Source organism: Verrucomicrobiota bacterium, from assembly GCA_038744685.1.
Classification (GTDB): domain Bacteria; phylum Verrucomicrobiota; class Verrucomicrobiia; order Opitutales; family Puniceicoccaceae; genus Puniceicoccus.
Window position 1 is genome coordinate 189,846 of the sequence record JBCDMB010000004.1, and the last position, 16,224, is coordinate 206,069.

The 16,224-nt window shown below is 50.6% G+C and carries 15 protein-coding genes; 4 read left to right on the forward strand and 11 right to left on the reverse strand.

Translation table 11 applies throughout. From position 1 onward, the window contains the following. Positions 1-87: 87 nt before the first annotated feature. Positions 88-1,284: a glycosyltransferase gene (locus AAGJ81_04365; protein MEM0965373.1), complete on the forward strand. Its 1,197-nt coding sequence runs from the start codon at positions 88-90 to the stop codon at positions 1,282-1,284. 71 nt (positions 1,285-1,355) lie between these two features. On the opposite strand, the gene AAGJ81_04370 is transcribed toward AAGJ81_04365, so the two are convergent. After that, complete coding sequence (locus AAGJ81_04370; protein ID MEM0965374.1) at positions 1,356-2,033, reverse strand: hypothetical protein; 678 nt, start codon at positions 2,031-2,033, stop codon at positions 1,356-1,358. 269 nt (positions 2,034-2,302) lie between these two features. Between AAGJ81_04370 and AAGJ81_04375 the strand changes: the two genes are divergently transcribed. Beyond that, positions 2,303-3,142: a hypothetical protein gene (locus tag AAGJ81_04375; GenBank protein MEM0965375.1), complete on the forward strand. Its 840-nt coding sequence runs from the start codon at positions 2,303-2,305 to the stop codon at positions 3,140-3,142. On the opposite strand, the gene AAGJ81_04380 is transcribed toward AAGJ81_04375, so the two are convergent. The 4 genes from AAGJ81_04380 to AAGJ81_04395 are packed head-to-tail and all read right to left on the reverse strand — an operon-like array spanning position 3,139 to position 8,706. Then, positions 3,139-4,182 (reverse strand): Gfo/Idh/MocA family oxidoreductase, encoded by a 1,044-nt coding sequence (locus AAGJ81_04380; protein MEM0965376.1) that lies wholly within the window; start codon positions 4,180-4,182, stop codon positions 3,139-3,141. The two genes, AAGJ81_04375 and AAGJ81_04380, sit on opposite strands and share 4 nt — an antisense overlap. A gap of 7 nt (positions 4,183-4,189) precedes the next feature. Next, positions 4,190-5,827: a divalent metal cation transporter gene (locus tag AAGJ81_04385; GenBank protein ID MEM0965377.1), complete on the reverse strand. Its 1,638-nt coding sequence runs from the start codon at positions 5,825-5,827 to the stop codon at positions 4,190-4,192. A gap of 41 nt (positions 5,828-5,868) precedes the next feature. Next, complete coding sequence (locus AAGJ81_04390) at positions 5,869-7,218, reverse strand: DUF1080 domain-containing protein (protein ID MEM0965378.1); 1,350 nt, start codon at positions 7,216-7,218, stop codon at positions 5,869-5,871. A gap of 24 nt (positions 7,219-7,242) precedes the next feature. Further along, a complete protein-coding gene (locus AAGJ81_04395; GenBank protein ID MEM0965379.1) occupies positions 7,243-8,706 on the reverse strand; it encodes a Gfo/Idh/MocA family oxidoreductase in 1,464 nt (487 codons plus the stop codon). A 576-nt stretch (positions 8,707-9,282) separates the two neighbouring features. Between AAGJ81_04395 and AAGJ81_04400 the strand changes: the two genes are divergently transcribed. Continuing rightward, a complete protein-coding gene (locus AAGJ81_04400; protein MEM0965380.1) occupies positions 9,283-9,555 on the forward strand; it encodes a metal-sensitive transcriptional regulator in 273 nt (90 codons plus the stop codon). Positions 9,556-9,586: 31 nt separating this feature from the next. Beyond that, the gene (locus AAGJ81_04405; GenBank protein MEM0965381.1) at positions 9,587-10,369 is read left to right on the forward strand and encodes a ZIP family metal transporter; all 783 of its coding nucleotides are present in this window, start codon (positions 9,587-9,589) and stop codon (positions 10,367-10,369) included. Positions 10,370-10,462: 93 nt separating this feature from the next. On the opposite strand, the gene AAGJ81_04410 is transcribed toward AAGJ81_04405, so the two are convergent. The 6 genes from AAGJ81_04410 to AAGJ81_04435 all read right to left on the reverse strand — a co-directional run bounded on the left by AAGJ81_04410 (position 10,463) and on the right by AAGJ81_04435 (position 15,532). Continuing rightward, positions 10,463-11,512 carry a class I fructose-bisphosphate aldolase gene (locus AAGJ81_04410; GenBank protein MEM0965382.1) on the reverse strand — a complete coding sequence of 350 codons (1,050 nt, stop codon included), beginning with the start codon at positions 11,510-11,512 and terminating at the stop codon, positions 10,463-10,465. A gap of 260 nt (positions 11,513-11,772) precedes the next feature. Then, complete coding sequence (locus tag AAGJ81_04415) at positions 11,773-12,723, reverse strand: DUF2314 domain-containing protein (GenBank protein ID MEM0965383.1); 951 nt, start codon at positions 12,721-12,723, stop codon at positions 11,773-11,775. Positions 12,724-12,783: 60 nt separating this feature from the next. Continuing rightward, entirely contained in the window at positions 12,784-13,128 is a 345-nt protein-coding gene (locus AAGJ81_04420; protein ID MEM0965384.1) for a hypothetical protein, read from the reverse strand. A 79-nt stretch (positions 13,129-13,207) separates the two neighbouring features. After that, entirely contained in the window at positions 13,208-13,570 is a 363-nt protein-coding gene (locus AAGJ81_04425; GenBank protein MEM0965385.1) for a hypothetical protein, read from the reverse strand. Positions 13,571-13,584: 14 nt separating this feature from the next. Continuing rightward, a complete protein-coding gene (locus AAGJ81_04430; GenBank protein ID MEM0965386.1) occupies positions 13,585-14,778 on the reverse strand; it encodes a peptidylprolyl isomerase in 1,194 nt (397 codons plus the stop codon). Between the two features lie 325 nt (positions 14,779-15,103). Next, positions 15,104-15,532 (reverse strand): GNAT family N-acetyltransferase, encoded by a 429-nt coding sequence (locus tag AAGJ81_04435; protein MEM0965387.1) that lies wholly within the window; start codon positions 15,530-15,532, stop codon positions 15,104-15,106. Positions 15,533-16,224: the final 692 nt, after the last annotated feature.

Below are 16,224 nucleotides of genomic sequence, written 5' to 3' on the forward strand. Positions count from 1 at the left end.
AATCGTTAGATAGCTGAGGGCAAATTCGGTGGACGATACTTCTTCGTTAGAGCAACCTGTAGAGGTCGGTGGGTTGCCTTTGCTTTTATGCGGATCAGTATTTTCTCGGATAGTTTCCATCCCTACATATCGGGAGTTTCAATTGCGATCCTTCAACAGGCGAATGCTCTTACTTCAGCTGGCCATGAAGTGTCCATCGTTCGTCCCCGCCCGTCGCGGAGCGGGGTCCGCGAGGCGGTTCCCGGATTGGATCCATCCATTCGAGTCTTCGATACTCCGCTCACGATTCCTCATCGCGCTTTTGCGTACTTGCGACTGGCCTGTCCGACGTTTTTTGCAACCTGGCGAAAGCTAAGAAAGATCGATCCCGAAGTAATCCATGTGCATACGGAATTTGGCACAGGATGGGAGGGGTTAGCCATGGCACGGTTACGTCGGGTACCTCTTGTAGGAACCTTCCACACGTTTTTTGCTGAGCCGGAGTATTTAAAACACTTTCCTGTGCCGAACTGTAAGATCACCCGTGAGATGCTCTGGCGTTACTCTGTGGGCTTTTTCAATCGATGTCACACGGTTCTCACTCCATCAAAAGCGGTTCATGATAGTTTGGCTGGACGAGGTGCGAGGTGTCGCCTTGAGAAGGTCTCGAATGGAATTCTTCCGCCACAATTTTTGCCGGCTCAGCAGATGGCTCTTCGCCGCAAGGAAATGGGTTTGGAAGGGTTTACTTTCGTGTATGTGGGTCGAGTTTCTCACGAGAAATCAATCGACTTGGTGATTCGTGCCTTCGATACGGTATGGAAGGCTCATCCAGAAGCCCGGTTACTGATTGTGGGCGGGGGACCGCAAGAAAATGAGCTTAGGGAGCTGGCTACCAATTCTGATTCAGGGAAGGCAATTCAGTTCACGGGACCAATCCCTAATCATCAACTGATCCGGGAAAACTACTACCGGTTGGGGGATGTGTTTGTAACGGCGAGCACAACTGAGAATCAGCCAGTGAGTATTTTGGAGGCACTTTCTTTCGGGCTACCTTTAATAGGCCCTCGTTCAAAAGGACTTCCCGAGTTGATTCTTGATGACTTGAACGGGCGACTGGTTGAGCCGAAGAGTGCTGAGAGTCTTGCGACAGCGATGAGTGAGATTTTAACCAATCATGAACTACAAGAATCGTGGGCGGCTGGCGCTTTGCGGTGTGCAAAAGAACATGATCTTACCCTGATTACGGATCGTTTGGTGACCCTCTACGAAGAAGCAATCAGTGACTGTGGGCCTAAGGAATAGACCGTCTTTCTTGCTCGTTTTTTTTGAACCAGACCCGAGAACGGAGGAGCTTTGGAGATAAACATTCTCTTCTATGGATAGTCTGTCAGGCCGGCCTTTTCTCGAAGTCTTTGGATAGGTGGTAAAGAGTTGATCTTTGCCTTTAGAGCGAGGTCTTTTTCGGTGTGCGTTCGTGGGGGTTGGACTGTTTTCGTCCGGATTCTGGCGCTTCCATCGTCAGATCCCCACTTCCACCTAAAATTCTCTGGGGTTTCGTAGGAACGGGTCCCGACTGTCTTTTCAGACCCGAGAAAGTTGAAGATACGAACGGTTTGTTCTTCAGGTTGCTCCATTAGAGCTTCGTAACGGGTGAGGATCGACATGGAAGGACGAGCTTCGTGAGTCTCTAAAAGTGACTGAGTGACGGGAGCCCAGTAACGAAGAGCGATCCATCTGTAGCCCCAGGCACCAGGGAGGCGGTCAAATGAACGGCCGATAAGCATACGTCCGACAGATCGAACGGTTTCATAGGCGTCTCGGATTAGAACGATGCACCGGACCGGCGGAAGGTCCGGAATCCTTGGGTAAGTCTTTGTCTCATTGAACCAGCAGGGCCGTTTTAGCAGGAGGATTGGTTCGCTTGCAGTCCTCTCGAGCTCATGTAGGCATTTAGGCTGTATCAGGGTTTTCTGAAAATCAATTTCAGGCAGATGCGCGACATCATCTGCTGTTGCGAGAAGGGCCTTCAAAAGGGTTGAGCCACTCCTCATTGTGCTTAACAGCACAGCGTAAGTGCGTTGGGTAGGCTGGTGTTCTTTTTTAGTAATCTGGTTCGGTCTAGTTTCTCTAAAAGCTCAGGAGGGTTCGAGTTTCAAAGGCGCATGGTCTTCAGGATAAGCTAGGGCTCAAGCCTGTTGCAGCGTGTGTCAAAACTGTCACTTTATTTTTGGTACACGAGTCGAGGAATTAGAAAGTGCATTGGCTCCTAGCCTTTGTCTGACTTCTGCTTCTCTTCGTTCTCGATAACTGTGATTTCACCATGCACGTTGCTCTCTTAACTGACATTCCCGTTTGGGTGAGGCCATTGGCCAATGCTCTTGAAAAAGTTGGTGCTACGGTTTCCATAGTCGAAGAGAGGGGCTGGGAAGAAGGTGCTGACGTGGTGGTGAATCGACTGTCTACCGCAGTGATTCGGAGGGCGCCAGAATATGCCAATGAACTTTTTGAGTTTCTCCTCAAGAACGAAAAGGTGGGATCTCGGGTGATCAATGGATCGCTCTGCCTTGAAATTGGGTGGAGTAAGTTTCGACAGCATCAACTCTTTGAGTCGATGGAGGTTAGGACTCCGAGGACTGCACTGATTGAAAACGGTGAGCGAAGTTTTCCGGAAATTCCGGTTCTTCTCAAGCCTCCGGCGGGAGGTTTTGGAAAAGGTATCGAGGAGTTGGGAGTCGGTGATCCAATCCGACCTGAACTGGTTGGAAAAGGATGGATCGAACAGGAGAAGATCGTTGCCGTAGATAATGCGGTTCACCGAGTTGAGCTTCTAGGGGACCGGATTCTCTACGAGGCCGTTTCGCCACTGGATGAGGGGAACTTCAACTACTGTCTTGCTAAGGCAACTGACGAGACGTCAGTCCTCCAAGAGGAGCAAGTCTCAGTGAGAGTCAAAGAACCTATTTTACGAATAGCGCGTGAGATGGGTATGGAGATTGGTGCTATTGAATATATGCTCAATCAAGAGGAACGACCCGTTTTTATAGACATAAACCCCGTATCGAGTTTGCACCCGGATTCCAAAAAGGTCTTGGGCTCGGAACCGCTTGATCTGGTTGCTCGTTACATAGTCGAGAGGAAAGTTGAGGCACAACCATGCTAGAGTTCGATTTTTCTGCCACCTTCTCGAGCGGATTGGTAAATTGCCTGAATAAGCTCAACACTTTTTCGGGCTTCCTCTGGAGAGGTGACTGGTGGCACACCACGCTTGATCGAAGTAATGACTTCCTCAAAGTTTCTTTGATGTTGCCCGTAACCAATGGCCTTTGGATCCGCGGCGCCCATTGCGGGACCCGCACTAGTTGAGTGCTGATTCCGTATCCTCTCGTCGTCCTCGGTTTCCTCAAGAAATTCCCAGACCTCAAAAGACTCGTCGGCCATGAAAACTGAGCCGTGCGTTCCGGCCAGCTGTATACGGGCAGGGTGTCCGGACTTTGACCATGCACAGGTACTACCCTCAATCACACCATGAGCACCGTTTTTGAAAACAAGGAGAGCGGCAGCAGTGTCTTCCACCTCGATTCCGGTGTGGGCCATACAATCGGTGCTCGCCTGCACTGATTTCACAGGGCCAGCCAGATGAAGAAGGGCGTCAATAGTATGAATTCCCTGGTTCATGAGTGCTCCGCCACCGTCAAGTGCCCAAGTGCCCCGCCAGCCCGCAGAATCGTAGTAGTCCTGGCTTCGATACCACTTGATGTAGGCAGAGGCTGAGGTAAGGGTCCCAAACCGGCCACTTTTTACAGCCGATTTTAGGAGGTCCATTGCGGGATGGAAGCGTCGGTTCAATATAGCGGCGAGGGTCACGCCATGTTCCTTAGCGGCAGTAGTCATTTCGTCGATACGCTCTGTGGTAATCTCGAGAGGTTTCTCGACAATGACGTGTTTCCCTGCACGGATTGCTTCCCTCGCAGGTTCGAGGTGTGCACCGGATGGAGTGGCTATCGTGACTATATCTATTTTAGGATCTTTGAGCATTTCTCCCAAAGTGGGGTAGGAACGAGCACCGAATTTTTCACCAAGAGCAGATGCCTTTTCTGTTCTGTGGTTGAAAAATCCAAGCAGAGAGGCATCCGGGATTGCTTGAATCGCCTGGGCGTGAAACTCGCTGATCATACCAGCGCCAATAATTCCAAAATTCATCTTGAAGTCACTTTGATAGGGTTCCGGAAAACCCGCTTTGTTTCCTTACGAAACCGGCGATACCGATAATCGCGAGGACAACTAGTCCGGCTAGTCCCACCCACCCAAACGGACCACGATTGATGAGTAACCACGTCGAAGCAAAACAGGCCACTCCAGCCGAAAGCACCATTAAGAGATTTACTAAAAGTGAGGGTCTGTCCTTTTCCAAGAGAACCGACCTACTGTTGATCAACAAAAGGATGGCCAGATACGCAATAGGGAGAAAAACGGTTGCGATCACCGCTGCTGGAATCAGGAGGGCTGTCTTCGAACCACCTGTCCACGCGAGCGGAGCAAATATCGCGAGTATTGCAGGCATGGCTGCGCCAACAATAAAGGGTAGGGGGGCACCCAGCTTTCCGACTGCCTGCGAGATCGCAAAACCATTCATCAGCATATGGACCATCATGGTAGAAAGGGCCATCGACAGGATTCCCACACCAAAGACCAGATTGGCAGCTCTACTTCCCATAAGAGGACTTAGGGTAGCAGCGAGCTGCTTGGCATCACGATTGGTAAGCGCTGCCGCCAGCTGCCGCTCAGTCAGAGGCAATTGATTGGCAAGGAGGCGCTGTTCGGTTGTCGATTCCGAAACTATCCCTTCACTTTCAAGGCGGGCATCAAGGATCTTGTAATAGCCGGCTTCAAGGCTGGGAAGCGGGTTGCCTTCTTCATCCAGCACCCCGTTGTCGTTTGCGTGGAAAGCAGATGCCGACGAAATGACTAAAAGTGCGGTGGCAATCGAGAAAGGGAAGAAGAGGGCAAGGACCAGGTCAAAGCGGGACAGTCGACGGTGGGCCTTCGTCCAACCCCTTTTGATAATCGTGTAGGGGAGCAGAAATACCATGTTGATGCCTACAGCAGTCCCGAAAGCAGCTATTACACGGTCTCTCTGCTGATCGATCACATACTGATTCCAGAAGGTCGCAGCTTCACCAGTCGCGGCGATCATCTCATCGAGTGAGCCGGCGGGTCGAAACAAAGCACTCGGATTTGGGATGAATCCCTGAAAAAGAGCCGTGAGATCGATCCTTCCGTTAAAAAGAAGAACGCCGGCAGAAGCGGCAAAAGAGATCATCACCATAGCTACAAGAATCTTCAGGATTAACTCGAGCTTTGCCATCGCCGAGCTCCCCAGCGCGTAGAGAGTTGCGGAAGAGAAGGCAATCAATGAGAGCGCGGCTGTGATGATATACGGGTTGACCCCAGCCAGCCCAAGATTCTGACGGAGGGTAGCGACTCCCAGGGATGCTTGGGCCGTGCAAAAGACAATATCTGCGAGGACGGTAGCTAGTAGCCAACCCCAGGCAAGAACCGGAGATATGTGACGATTTACACTGTCAAAGGGGGTGTTGCTACTGCTGAGGGTAACGTGCGCCAACGCCCCGAGCATGATCACGCCGCAGAGCATTGCAAGCGGTTGAAGCCACATAAGCGAGTAGCCGGCAATAACCCCGAGGTAGAGAGCTCCTGCGAGCGATCCGCCCCCGAGAGTGACCGCGGCTTGCAGCCAGCCTGGGCCACTCAGTTTTGCATAACCGGCAAGTTGGCCGAGAAAATTTCGGCTCTCAATCTCCCTCAATTGATCTGTCTCACTTGTCATGGCAGAGACGGGTCGAAGTACGGGTTTTCGTTCCTTTAAGACTAGATCTCACGAACGAGAACATTGCGAAACCATACGGAATCCATGTGATCCTGAAGAAGGATGGGCCCGGTCCAAGTTCCAAAGCCATCGTTTTTCCTGAACTTGCTGTCCTGAAGGCGTTCATTCCAATCTTCTGAACCAATTTGGATGGAAACGACTTTCCTCCCGTTTAGCCAGTGCTCGACGTGATTCTCTCGTGCCAAAATTCTGCTGTGGTTCCACTCACCAGCCGGGTTAAGGCTCTTCCCTTCTCCCGGTCCGACCAAGTCGTAGAGACTTCCCGCTTCGTGAAGTGGGTTTTTTCCATCTTTGTGACGGAGGTCATCCAAGATTTGATATTCCATACCTACACGGCCGCGAGTCCGATACTTGATCCCGCTATTTCCTCCTTCGGAGATTTTCCAGTCCGCCAGAAGTTCGAAGTTCTTGTACTCCTTCTTCGTCACAATACCTCCTGGAAGAAAACCGGATCGATGGATGACGCCGTCTTCCAGACTCCAGCCAACCGAGACCGGATCACCGTTCACCCGCGACCAAAGGGAAAAGTCGCCAGCTCCAAAAAGATCTTTCCACTCTGAAAGATTTTTGGCCACTTCGCTGGGCAGTTCTTTCACCTTAATGTTTCGGAATTCGATCTGTCCCTGTCTTCCTGAATGGACCTGTAGTCCAAAAAACCCCTCCAGATACTCTTCGTTCTCCCAGTTGGCTGCCGGAACTCCGTTGATCCATGTTTTCACGTTGGACCCGATGGCTTGAATGGTTACCCGGTTCCAACCTTCGGCATCGATTGCGTTACGAGCCTCGCTATGGGCTTCGAGCCAAAGAGGGTAAAACCAGCCACCAGCGCCCTCTCCAAAAATCCCTCCTGACCATCTACGTTGGCCAGTCGTCCCCTCCATTTCACACTGCGGACCAAATACCCGCTCTCCTCCGTCAACCTCTTTGGATCGGGCACGAAACATGATGCCGGAGTTTCCTTCCACAATCCATTTTAGTTCGACTGAAAAAATGAAGTTGGAGTAATCACTCCTAGTGGTGCAGAGGAAAGTATTGGGGGATCCTTGAACGGTCGTTCCTACAATGGCTTCTCCCTTAGGTTCAAAGGTGCAGAATCCGCCGCGGGACACCCAGCCATCGAGATTCTCTCCATTGTATAAATCTACGAAACCCTCATCCAGACTTGGCTCCGGGTCGGTGTTGATCAGCATCTCAGCGGGCTCGGGAACATTTTTTTGTTTCGCATACCGCTTGACATACTGCTGCTGGTCTTCCGACACCGTCCCGCCGAAGTGAAGATTGGGAACGGCAAACGCCGGGAGGAGTGATAGGAAAAGTAGACGTGCTTTCATTTGAGATCCGGTTAGAGGCTTTTCTTACATGGAATAATACTGCTCCCACCCTTTACGAGGTGCCGGGTCAAGAAGTGCGCTAGCTACAGGGTCATTAACAATCTCCTTCTTCTCGCGATTAAAGGTGATCTCCTTTCCAAGGCGCTGGCTGATTACTCCGAGGCAAAAGAGCTGGCAAAGAGGACCGGAAACTTGGAACGGTGACCGCGCCTCTTCTTCTCCCTTACACGCTAGAAGAAAATTGGTGTAGTGATTGGAATTCTTTTGAGAGAACTGTGGCAGCTCGGAGCGCATGGAGATCATCTTCTCCTCAGGAACAATCCGTAGTACACTTCCATGGCTATTTCCCTGAAAAACCACGTCATTTCCGTAAAGAACCTTCCCTGGGCGATTCAGAGTCTCTGGCTCCCCGCTGTTCGTGTGCTCCTTTTCCAGGCTAGGCTTGTTCTTGACTCCGTCATACCATGTGACCTCACAGGCCGGAAGGCCGGGGCCGCGAGCAGGGAAGTCCATGCGAATCGTCGAAGCCTCGGGATAAACGAGATTAGACGGGTTCACTCCCCCCAACTCAATCGGGGTTACTTTCTCGGGAAGACCGAGCTTGAGAAAGTGATGGCACGAATCAAGGAGGTGCGGTCCCCAGTCTCCGAAGCAACCCCCTCCGAAATCATACCAGCTGCGCCATTCCTGCGGGTGAAGTCGCTTGCTGAAGGGTGCGTTGACGGCAACACAATCGAGCCATAGTTCCCAATCCAGTCCCGGTGGTTTTGGGTCGGTAGGGAAGGTGGTAGTGGCAGGTCCCCAACCGTGCCACCTTCTGGGATTGTTCATGTGGGCGGTGATCCGGGTAATATCGCGAATGATACCCGCTTCGTACCACGCCTTGAACTGAAAATAGTTTCCGCCGGAAAAACCCTGGTTTCCCATCTGCGTAACTACTTTCGGGTGGTTCTCAGCATTTTGGATCAACCGTTCACATTGACCGAAGGTATGAGCCAAAGGCTTCTCCACGAAGACATGGATTCCCATTTGGATGGCCTGAACGGCTGCAGGAAAATGGGAGTGATCCGGGGTGGCCACAAGAACCGCATCGATCTCGCCGCCCATGTCGTCAAACATTCGGCGAAAGTCAGTAAATCCGCGGGCTTTTTGAGGACTTTTCCTTAGAGGCTCTTGGTCGCCTGTTACCTCGGGTGGTTTTTCAGTAAGACCGAAGATATAGCGGGCTTCGTGAGTGTGCCTGCCCTCCATGTCCACGTCGCAAAGTGCAACCACATTGCAAAGCCCTGAATTGTAGAGCGTCATCAGATCGCGTCCACCCTGATTCCCGATTCCAATAGCAGCGAGGTTGATCTTTTCGTTTGGGCCGACACCAGCCTTAGATCGGCTGCCAAGAACAACGGAAGACGGTAGAAATGTAAATGCTCCCAATGCGGCGGTACTTTTGAGGAATGAACGGCGAGTCAGTGGTGGCAGATTTTTGGGCATGGTGAGCGGTAAGGGTTTTCGCAGCGTCGTGGAGATCGATTGTAAGGACGGAGTGACAAGAAAGACCTCGATGATCCCACCGGCAAGGGATCAGGGTCAAATCGTAACTTCCAAATCCAGGGTGTTTTCCAGTTTTGCTTACCATCTAGTCCTAATTCACCCGATGTCCTGTAGCCGTTACCTCGTGGTCTCGGAGGGCTGGCTCACAAAAAAACCCGCGTCGTCAATTTCTTGAGAACGCGGGTTGATTCAGAGAATAAGATGTCTGTTCGTTAGCCTTCCTTTTTGGCCATAGGCTGATCGCAGCACGAGAATTCACTCGGGCTGCAGTCGCTGCAGTCAGGCTCGCAGGTGCAACCCTTCTGGACAACGATCTCAAATCCGCACGAGGCACAGACATATTCTTCATTTGGTTCCATTTCGTGACAACTTGGCATGTTATTCCTTGGTTTAAGATTCAATGTCAATATACCCCTATAGGGTATATGTTTCAAGAGGGAAAAGCGAATTTTTTACCGCAAGGAAATTCTGTTCCTGCACTTGCTCTGTTGAGTTCGATCAGGGTATTTTCTGTCTATGTCAGAGGACAGTCCAGACTATCAAAATCAGCTTTCCCGTGTCCGACGGATTGCCGGTCAGGTGAGGGGAATTGAACGTATGATTGGCGAACAGGAGGAGTGCACCGCCATTTTGACCCAAGTCATTGCAGCGAGAGGGGCTCTCAAGTCTTTGGCGGAGGTTCTCATTTCGGAACACGTATCGCATTGTGTAGAAGGAGCATCGAGCGCAGAGGATTCCGAACGCCACCTGAAGGAATTACTCACGGTGTTGAAGCGTTATGTTTCCTGATGGGCGAACTTTTTGATCGATTTTCTAGGGTATGACTGGCTTCGATGTTTTATCCATAGTCCTGATACTCGGCATGACTTTGGGCTGCGGCTCTCTTCCGGTTTTTTTCGGGAAGACAGCTGCAGGACGGTTTCAACTGGGTTCGGCTTTTGCAGCGGGAGTCTTTCTTGCTCTGTCACTCCTGATCATGCTTCCGAACGGGATGGGTTTGTTCCAGAAATCCTTACCCAACCTAAACTACCCGCTAGCATCCTTTGTTGCGCTGCTTGCGTTTGTCCTGCTCCTCCTCCTTGAACACTTTGGTCGTCGAGGAAATCCAGTTGATTCTGAGGATTCGCCCTCTCCAGCGCTCTTTCCAATCGTGATGACGATCATGATTGGTATCCCTTCTTTTTTACTGGGGACGGCACTGGGAATCAGCGATATACCCGAGGCGGTGATCATTCTGGTCGCGATCCTAGCTCATAAGGGATCGGCTGGGTTCGCCCTCGCTCTGGCGATGATGCGGAGCACGATGAAGTTTTGGCAGGTGTTAGTCGCTTACATCGCGTTTGCCTGTGCAACTCCTCTCGGAATTGTTTTAGGCGATCAACTTCACTTGTACCTGACGGGCGAGAGCGCTAATGCAGTGAAAGCGTTTGTACTCTCTCTGGCTGCTGGAGTCTTTCTCTTCATGGGAACTTTGCATGAGCAAAAGCACTCTCCATTGATCATCAACTGCTGCACTCCCGGTGGTTTCGCCGTCATGATGTTCGGTTTGCTGATAACCGCCTTCGTTAGGTGGCTGCTGGACCTAGCCAATCACATTCACTAGTTTTGCGAATCCTCTGAGTTTTTTCGCCAGCTGATAAGCGATCCTCGCATCTCCTCCTACGGTGCTGTATCTTCGCAGGAAAAATCGAGCTATCTATGCGACGGTCACTTCGTTTTCGAGGTAGACGTCCTGAATTGCATGGAGAAGGGCGACGCCTTCTGCCATGGGTTTTTGGAAAGCTTTTCTTCCCGAGATTAAGCCCATACCGCCAGCCCTCTTGTTGATGACTGCTGTCCGAACGGCTTGTTGTAAATCGTTCTCGCCACTTCCCCCTCCGGAATTGATCAATCCCATCCGTCCCATGTAGCAATTCACTACCTGATACCTCGTCAGATCAATCGGATGGTCGGTGGTGAGTCGCTCGTAGACGAAAGGATGTGTCTTTCCGAACTGAAGGGCAGTGTAGCCACCATTGCACGTGGGCTGCTTCTGCTTGATGATATCAGCTCCTATCGAGACCCCCAAATGATTGGCTTGGCTCGTCAAATCGGAGGCCACGTGATAGTCGACTCCGTCCTTCTTGAAAGCACTATTCCGCAAATAGCACCAGAGAACCGTAAACATTCCCAACTCATGAGCACGACTGAAGGCCCGGGAAACTTCTTCGATCTGTCGATTGGATTCATCAGATCCAAAGTAGATGGTTGCTCCGACCGCGGCTGCCCCCATGTCGCTGGCTTGTTCAGCGGAGGCGAACATGCGCTGGTCAAATGTGTTGGGGTAGGTCAGCAACTCATTGTGATTCAGCTTCACGAGAAACGGAATTTTGTGAGCATATTTCCTCGAGACTGATCCTAGGACCCCTAACGTCGAAGCTACCGCATTGCAGCCTCCTTCTATCGCCAACTTAACGATATTCTCGGAATCAAAATATATCGGATTTGGGGCAAAAGAGGCACCCGCGGAATGTTCGATCCCTTGGTCGACGGGAAGTATCGATAGGTATCCGGTGCCCGCAAGACGGCCGTGATCGAAAACCGATTGAAGGTTTCTTAAAACATTCTCGGATCGGTCGCTATGGATAAGGATGCGGTCAATAAAGTCAGGTCCGGGGAGATGAAGACTTTCTTTTCCAACAGTAGTGCATGTGTGCTCCAACAGTGTTGTCGCTTCATCGCCTAGTAACGAGGTGATTTCTGTAATCATGACGGGTTCTGATTGAGGTTTCGGATTGTTTCGGGGTGGGGGAAGAGTGAGGAAGGATTGGCAACTGGAGAGAGGTTTTTTCGAGCTTCTTGTAGACCTAATAGTGGTCGGTAGTTAGTTTCTAATCACTGGAAGGGATTTCCGCCAGCTTGAAGAGAAACGAATCGCCCCCGAGAAACCCCTCTCCCCGCCGTTGGTGAAGAGCGTGGGCAGCGAGTAGACAAGGGTGGAGCAAAGTGATTAGGAGGGAAAAAGATTCATGGTTGGGTTTGAGGTAGGGGCGCCAGAATGGATTCATAAAACTCCGCTTCCTCAGGTGGCATACCCGGAAGCATAACCCGTATGGTGTAGTTTCCGTGCATCTTTCCGTCAATGATGTAGAGCCAATCGGAGAGATCGTTACCTTCTGCAGTTACCTTATCTCCGAAGGATACGTTGGAAACGATCTGTGGTTCGTTATCAAGGGTCCCTTTGAATCCAGTTCCTTGGATCTCTACATCAACCAGCCAGAAGTATTCGATATTGTCGCCATCCCGGATGGCTACTTTGATTGAGTACAACTCTCCTTCACCGTCACGAAACGCAGATCGAAAGGTATCCAGTGACGATCTGGCAGAACTCATAGCATCTTCCATTTGCGAATCATCATAATCTCCTCGAAAAAGAGTGTCCGGATTGTTGGATGATTCATTTCTCGCTAACGCCTCTATAATTCCTTTGAGGGCGCCCACTGCCTCCCGCGCCTGGGGTTCAGACTCTCTTCCATCTTCAATCTGAACGGTGATCGTGAGGAGTAGGTTGTCTGCGTAGACCGCATAATGACGGTAGTTCCAGTCTATTCCATCGGGAGATGAGTCGCTACTGTTTCTGAAGGTGAACCAGTTTTCGCCCTGTTGGTACACATCTCTAGTCTCATTTACCGTTTTAAGCAGGTCTTTCGCTTCGGGTTCACTCAGACCATTTTCTTCCAAGTCCTTAAGCATCGTAATCCGTATTGACGCAGGTCCTTCTGGGTCGTCTTTTCGGGGCATTAGGAAAAGAGTATCCTCCGACTCTTGGATGAAATAGAACTGTGTAGGAATCTCGGTCTCGGCATGATGGTCTGAACCGATGCCGACGGTAATGCCTCCTCTACTCGCGCCGCTGATTCCGATGCAGATGAAGGCGATGAATGTGATTCTCCAAGTGGTTGATCTTGCTGGGGTCATTTGTGCGTTAGAGGTGGTGTTTTGAGTGAGAATAATACCCGACTCAGTGACATTTAATCGCTATTGTTCGGAGTTCGCGGAAACGACTGCAATAGCCAATATAAGTGAAAGCGAAAGCATCGAACCAAATACTACAGCTCCTGCAGAATGTTGTATGCTCATATTGAATTTCTTGTGCCACACGTTAGCGAGTCCTCCTAGGACTAAGACCAATATAGTGATGATCCACTTGAGTGGAATGACTTCTATGTTTGCTGCCAAACTGAAGGCGTATAGGCCCTTGTAGATCGAAATTGAAAGAACGAAACTAAGGATTGCTAGCCGACGAGCACTTCTCTTTCGGGCTTGGTCCGAAGCCTCTCTTTTGAGTCTTCTCTCACGCTTTTCAGAGAGTGTCGATGTCATCCGCTTTCTTGAGTGCGGTTTCTCGATTCAACCTAAATGGGATATTCCAACGAAAAACCGGGATTGCTTTTTCGAGTGTTTATCGGATCCAGTATCCGCCGACTTTGCCATCTTTCATACTTAGTGTAGCAAGCGCATCATCGCCTTTTGAGAACTTCAGTTTCCAGAGAGTCACAGCAAAACCTTGCTGGTCAAGGGTTCCCAGATAAGTGACCTCAAATCCGTCTTTCATTCTCGGTTCAAGTTGGGCCACCACTGAGTCAAAGTCCTTTTTTGTGATTGTTTGAAAAGCAGGTTGGCTGATTTCCAGGAACAGTTTGTAGTCTCCCGTCTCGATTGACCGGAGGAGCCGAGCCGATTCCTCCTCGGCCCCGGGAGGAGCAGCGGCTAAGGCGACAGTCGCGCTTGCTAGGAGTGTGAGTAGGACGGCTATTCGTTTCATCGGTTAGTTGGCTTTTAGCGTGTGAGAGTGAAAGTGCCTCTACTGGGGAAGCTTCCGTTATTGGCGAAAATTGTTCCAGTATAACGACCGGCAATGGTACTCGTATTGAAGTTATCAAGCCCCAGTCGAAAACGGATAGGAACTATTCCGTTGGTAAAGACTAGCAGACTGCCGCCATAACCATCCGGCGTGTAGGTATAGGATGTGATGTTTCCCGAACCCAAATCACTTGAGGTGTAGGTGCCCGTCCCAACATCATCAAAGCTGTATGAAATGGTCCCTAGGCTCGTGTTTGAACCATCATCTACAATCAACGTTAGACTTAGGTTCCGGTTATCCAGTGACTGGGAAAAGACGGCATCGGGCGGGTAGGTTGCCACGCTTGTGCGGAAAAAGTATCTGGATTGTCCGTTTGTCAGCACTGTGAAGTCCATGGATACCGCGGCAGATGCTTCCGCATCCAGAAACCGTTCCGAAGGAGTCCAGTTCTCTAAATCCGGGGAGTGGTATACGTTCGCTGTGCTGCGAGGAGACTGTAGAAATTCAAGGGCGGCTCCTGTGCCGTCGTGTTGAACAGTCGCGGAAGAAGCTTCAACGGTGGGGAGTGCGACCAGAGTTTCGTCGAAAGATACCCCTCCTTCTTTACGAACGGTAATGGAGTTGATGACGACAGGGGTGAGGGGCTTGTCGGAACTGTCCGTTGCCACCGCGTTGATCGCATCACAAACCGATTGGCCGGCTGTGACCGTTCCAAAGACCGTGTGCTTTCCATCCAGTCCCGGCTGGGCCGACGCTGTGATAAAGATCTGGGACCCGTTGGTATTCGGACCCGAATTGGCCATCGATACGATATAAGCGGCGTTATGGGTCAGCCCATTGTCCACCTCATCCCGGAAGTTGTAGCCGGGCCCGTCAGTCCCCTGACCGTTCCGGGAGCCTACTTGACTGACAAAGCCGGCAATCACCCGGTGGAATACAATGCCCGTGTAGTAGGGAACCCCTATATTCACTGCTCCAGTCTCTTCATCGAGCCATGGAATGGTGCCCTCCGATAGACGAACGAAATTGGCGACAGCGAGTGGCGCGTTTCCATGGTCGAGCTGGATGGTAAAATCGCCTAAGGTGGTGGAGACATCGGCAAAGACTTGCCCTCGGCTTTGGCTAGCTGCAAGTAGACAGAGGAAAATAGAAACGCCGATAAATTTCATCGCGAAATTGCTAGCAGAAATGTGAAACGGGGTAAAGGTTCGCTGAAACGTGAGTTGCACCAGCCTAGCAGTTTTTCATCGTATTCCGTAGCGTCCAGAGGGAGTTTGGCTGATTGGATGCCACATGAATCCTGATTGAGACGATGGGGTCCCGAACTCACCAGCGGCGCTATACTCAAAACCTCCTCAGTATACCCTCAAAATACTCTGATTCGTAGCTACCTATCCCCTTCGAAGTATCGAGAAGTTTGAGGTCTTTCCCAATCGTGACCGACGGGAGTGTCTCTCGATTCGCCGAAGACTGAGCAATACTCATTGGGAATGGTTAGATCTTTTTGCTCATCCGGATATGGTCAATTCCTACCCGGCTGAACCGTTCGCCTTCTGCTTGATAACCCTGTTTGTCATAAAATGCTTCTGCCATAACACGAGCGTCCATCACGATCCTCTGGTATCCTCTCTCCACCATCTCCTTCTCCACTAATGTGAGTAGAAGCGCTCCGACACCTCTTCCTTGTCGAGTTGTCTTTACAGCCATTTGTCGGAATTGAACGCAGAACCTATTTAGAGGATCTACCGAGATGGAGGCAATCATCTCGAGTTCATCCAAAAGGCAGAAATGAAACTGTTCTGAATCTCTGGCTTTATCGCTTTCACTCAGTTTTAAGCCGAGGGGAATTCTAAGGCATTCCTCGCGAAGTCGAAGTGAATCCCTGTAGAGGTCATCGCCTACACTGTACTCTTTGAATTTCACTTCTTCGATGGACTGTATAACGACTTCGTTTGCAGAAAGATCGCTTCGATACTCAGATCAACTCTTGGCACTTGTATTTCCTTCGGTCGATTTTCTCTGGGATCTAGGAGTCTTTTTCAACCGTTCCCATTCCAGCATCATTTTTGTCCTCGAGACGCCTGGATTGGAATTGGAAAAGGATTTCATGAAGGCGTTTAGCTCGTTTTGCGCTAGCGGCGGCTGTGGTTTTCCCTTGGTTTGCCGGTAACACTCTACGGCTTCAGCTAGACTCCTTCCTACCTGTGTATGGATGAAATGCCTAACGTTATGATTAAACCTGAAAGAAGGACCACAATGTTCCCTAAAGAACGCTCCTAATTTAGGATTACACTTCCAACCCTCTTCGATCAGTGTTTCCAAGCGAAGTTCAGAAGGGAGCTTTTCGCCTGCTTTCGGTCTCGTGGGATCTGGCAGAGGTTTTCTTGCTAAGAATGCCGCAATCCGTAACTCCAATTCTGGCTTCAAACCGCTGGAAGGAATCGAATGGGCTTTGCAGAAAGTGATTAACTCCTCCTTTTTCCAATACCAATCTTTGAACTCTTCGACCGGAAGGTCGCTTGTAAGCTTAGGGCGCATTTGAACCTGATCAGTTGGAGAGTGGACGACACCAAAAAGCAACACAGGATTCACATCTCCAGAAGGGGTCCTCTGGA

Excerpts from the sequence above, each read along its gene's own strand:
- AAGJ81_04365 (MEM0965373.1), top strand. The coding sequence starts at position 88 with ATGCGGATCAGTATTTTCTCGGATAGTTTCCATCCCTACATATCGGGA.
- AAGJ81_04370 (MEM0965374.1), bottom strand. The coding sequence starts at position 2,033 with ATGAGGAGTGGCTCAACCCTTTTGAAGGCCCTTCTCGCAACAGCAGAT.
- AAGJ81_04375 (MEM0965375.1), top strand. The coding sequence starts at position 2,303 with ATGCACGTTGCTCTCTTAACTGACATTCCCGTTTGGGTGAGGCCATTG.
- AAGJ81_04380 (MEM0965376.1), bottom strand. The coding sequence starts at position 4,182 with ATGAATTTTGGAATTATTGGCGCTGGTATGATCAGCGAGTTTCACGCC.
- AAGJ81_04385 (MEM0965377.1), bottom strand. The coding sequence starts at position 5,827 with ATGACAAGTGAGACAGATCAATTGAGGGAGATTGAGAGCCGAAATTTT.
- AAGJ81_04390 (MEM0965378.1), bottom strand. The coding sequence starts at position 7,218 with ATGAAAGCACGTCTACTTTTCCTATCACTCCTCCCGGCGTTTGCCGTT.
- AAGJ81_04395 (MEM0965379.1), bottom strand. The coding sequence starts at position 8,706 with ATGCCCAAAAATCTGCCACCACTGACTCGCCGTTCATTCCTCAAAAGT.
- AAGJ81_04400 (MEM0965380.1), top strand. The coding sequence starts at position 9,283 with ATGTCAGAGGACAGTCCAGACTATCAAAATCAGCTTTCCCGTGTCCGA.
- AAGJ81_04405 (MEM0965381.1), top strand. The coding sequence starts at position 9,587 with ATGACTGGCTTCGATGTTTTATCCATAGTCCTGATACTCGGCATGACT.
- AAGJ81_04415 (MEM0965383.1), bottom strand. The coding sequence starts at position 12,723 with ATGACCCCAGCAAGATCAACCACTTGGAGAATCACATTCATCGCCTTC.
- AAGJ81_04420 (MEM0965384.1), bottom strand. The coding sequence starts at position 13,128 with ATGACATCGACACTCTCTGAAAAGCGTGAGAGAAGACTCAAAAGAGAG.
- AAGJ81_04425 (MEM0965385.1), bottom strand. The coding sequence starts at position 13,570 with ATGAAACGAATAGCCGTCCTACTCACACTCCTAGCAAGCGCGACTGTC.
- AAGJ81_04430 (MEM0965386.1), bottom strand. The coding sequence starts at position 14,778 with ATGAAATTTATCGGCGTTTCTATTTTCCTCTGTCTACTTGCAGCTAGC.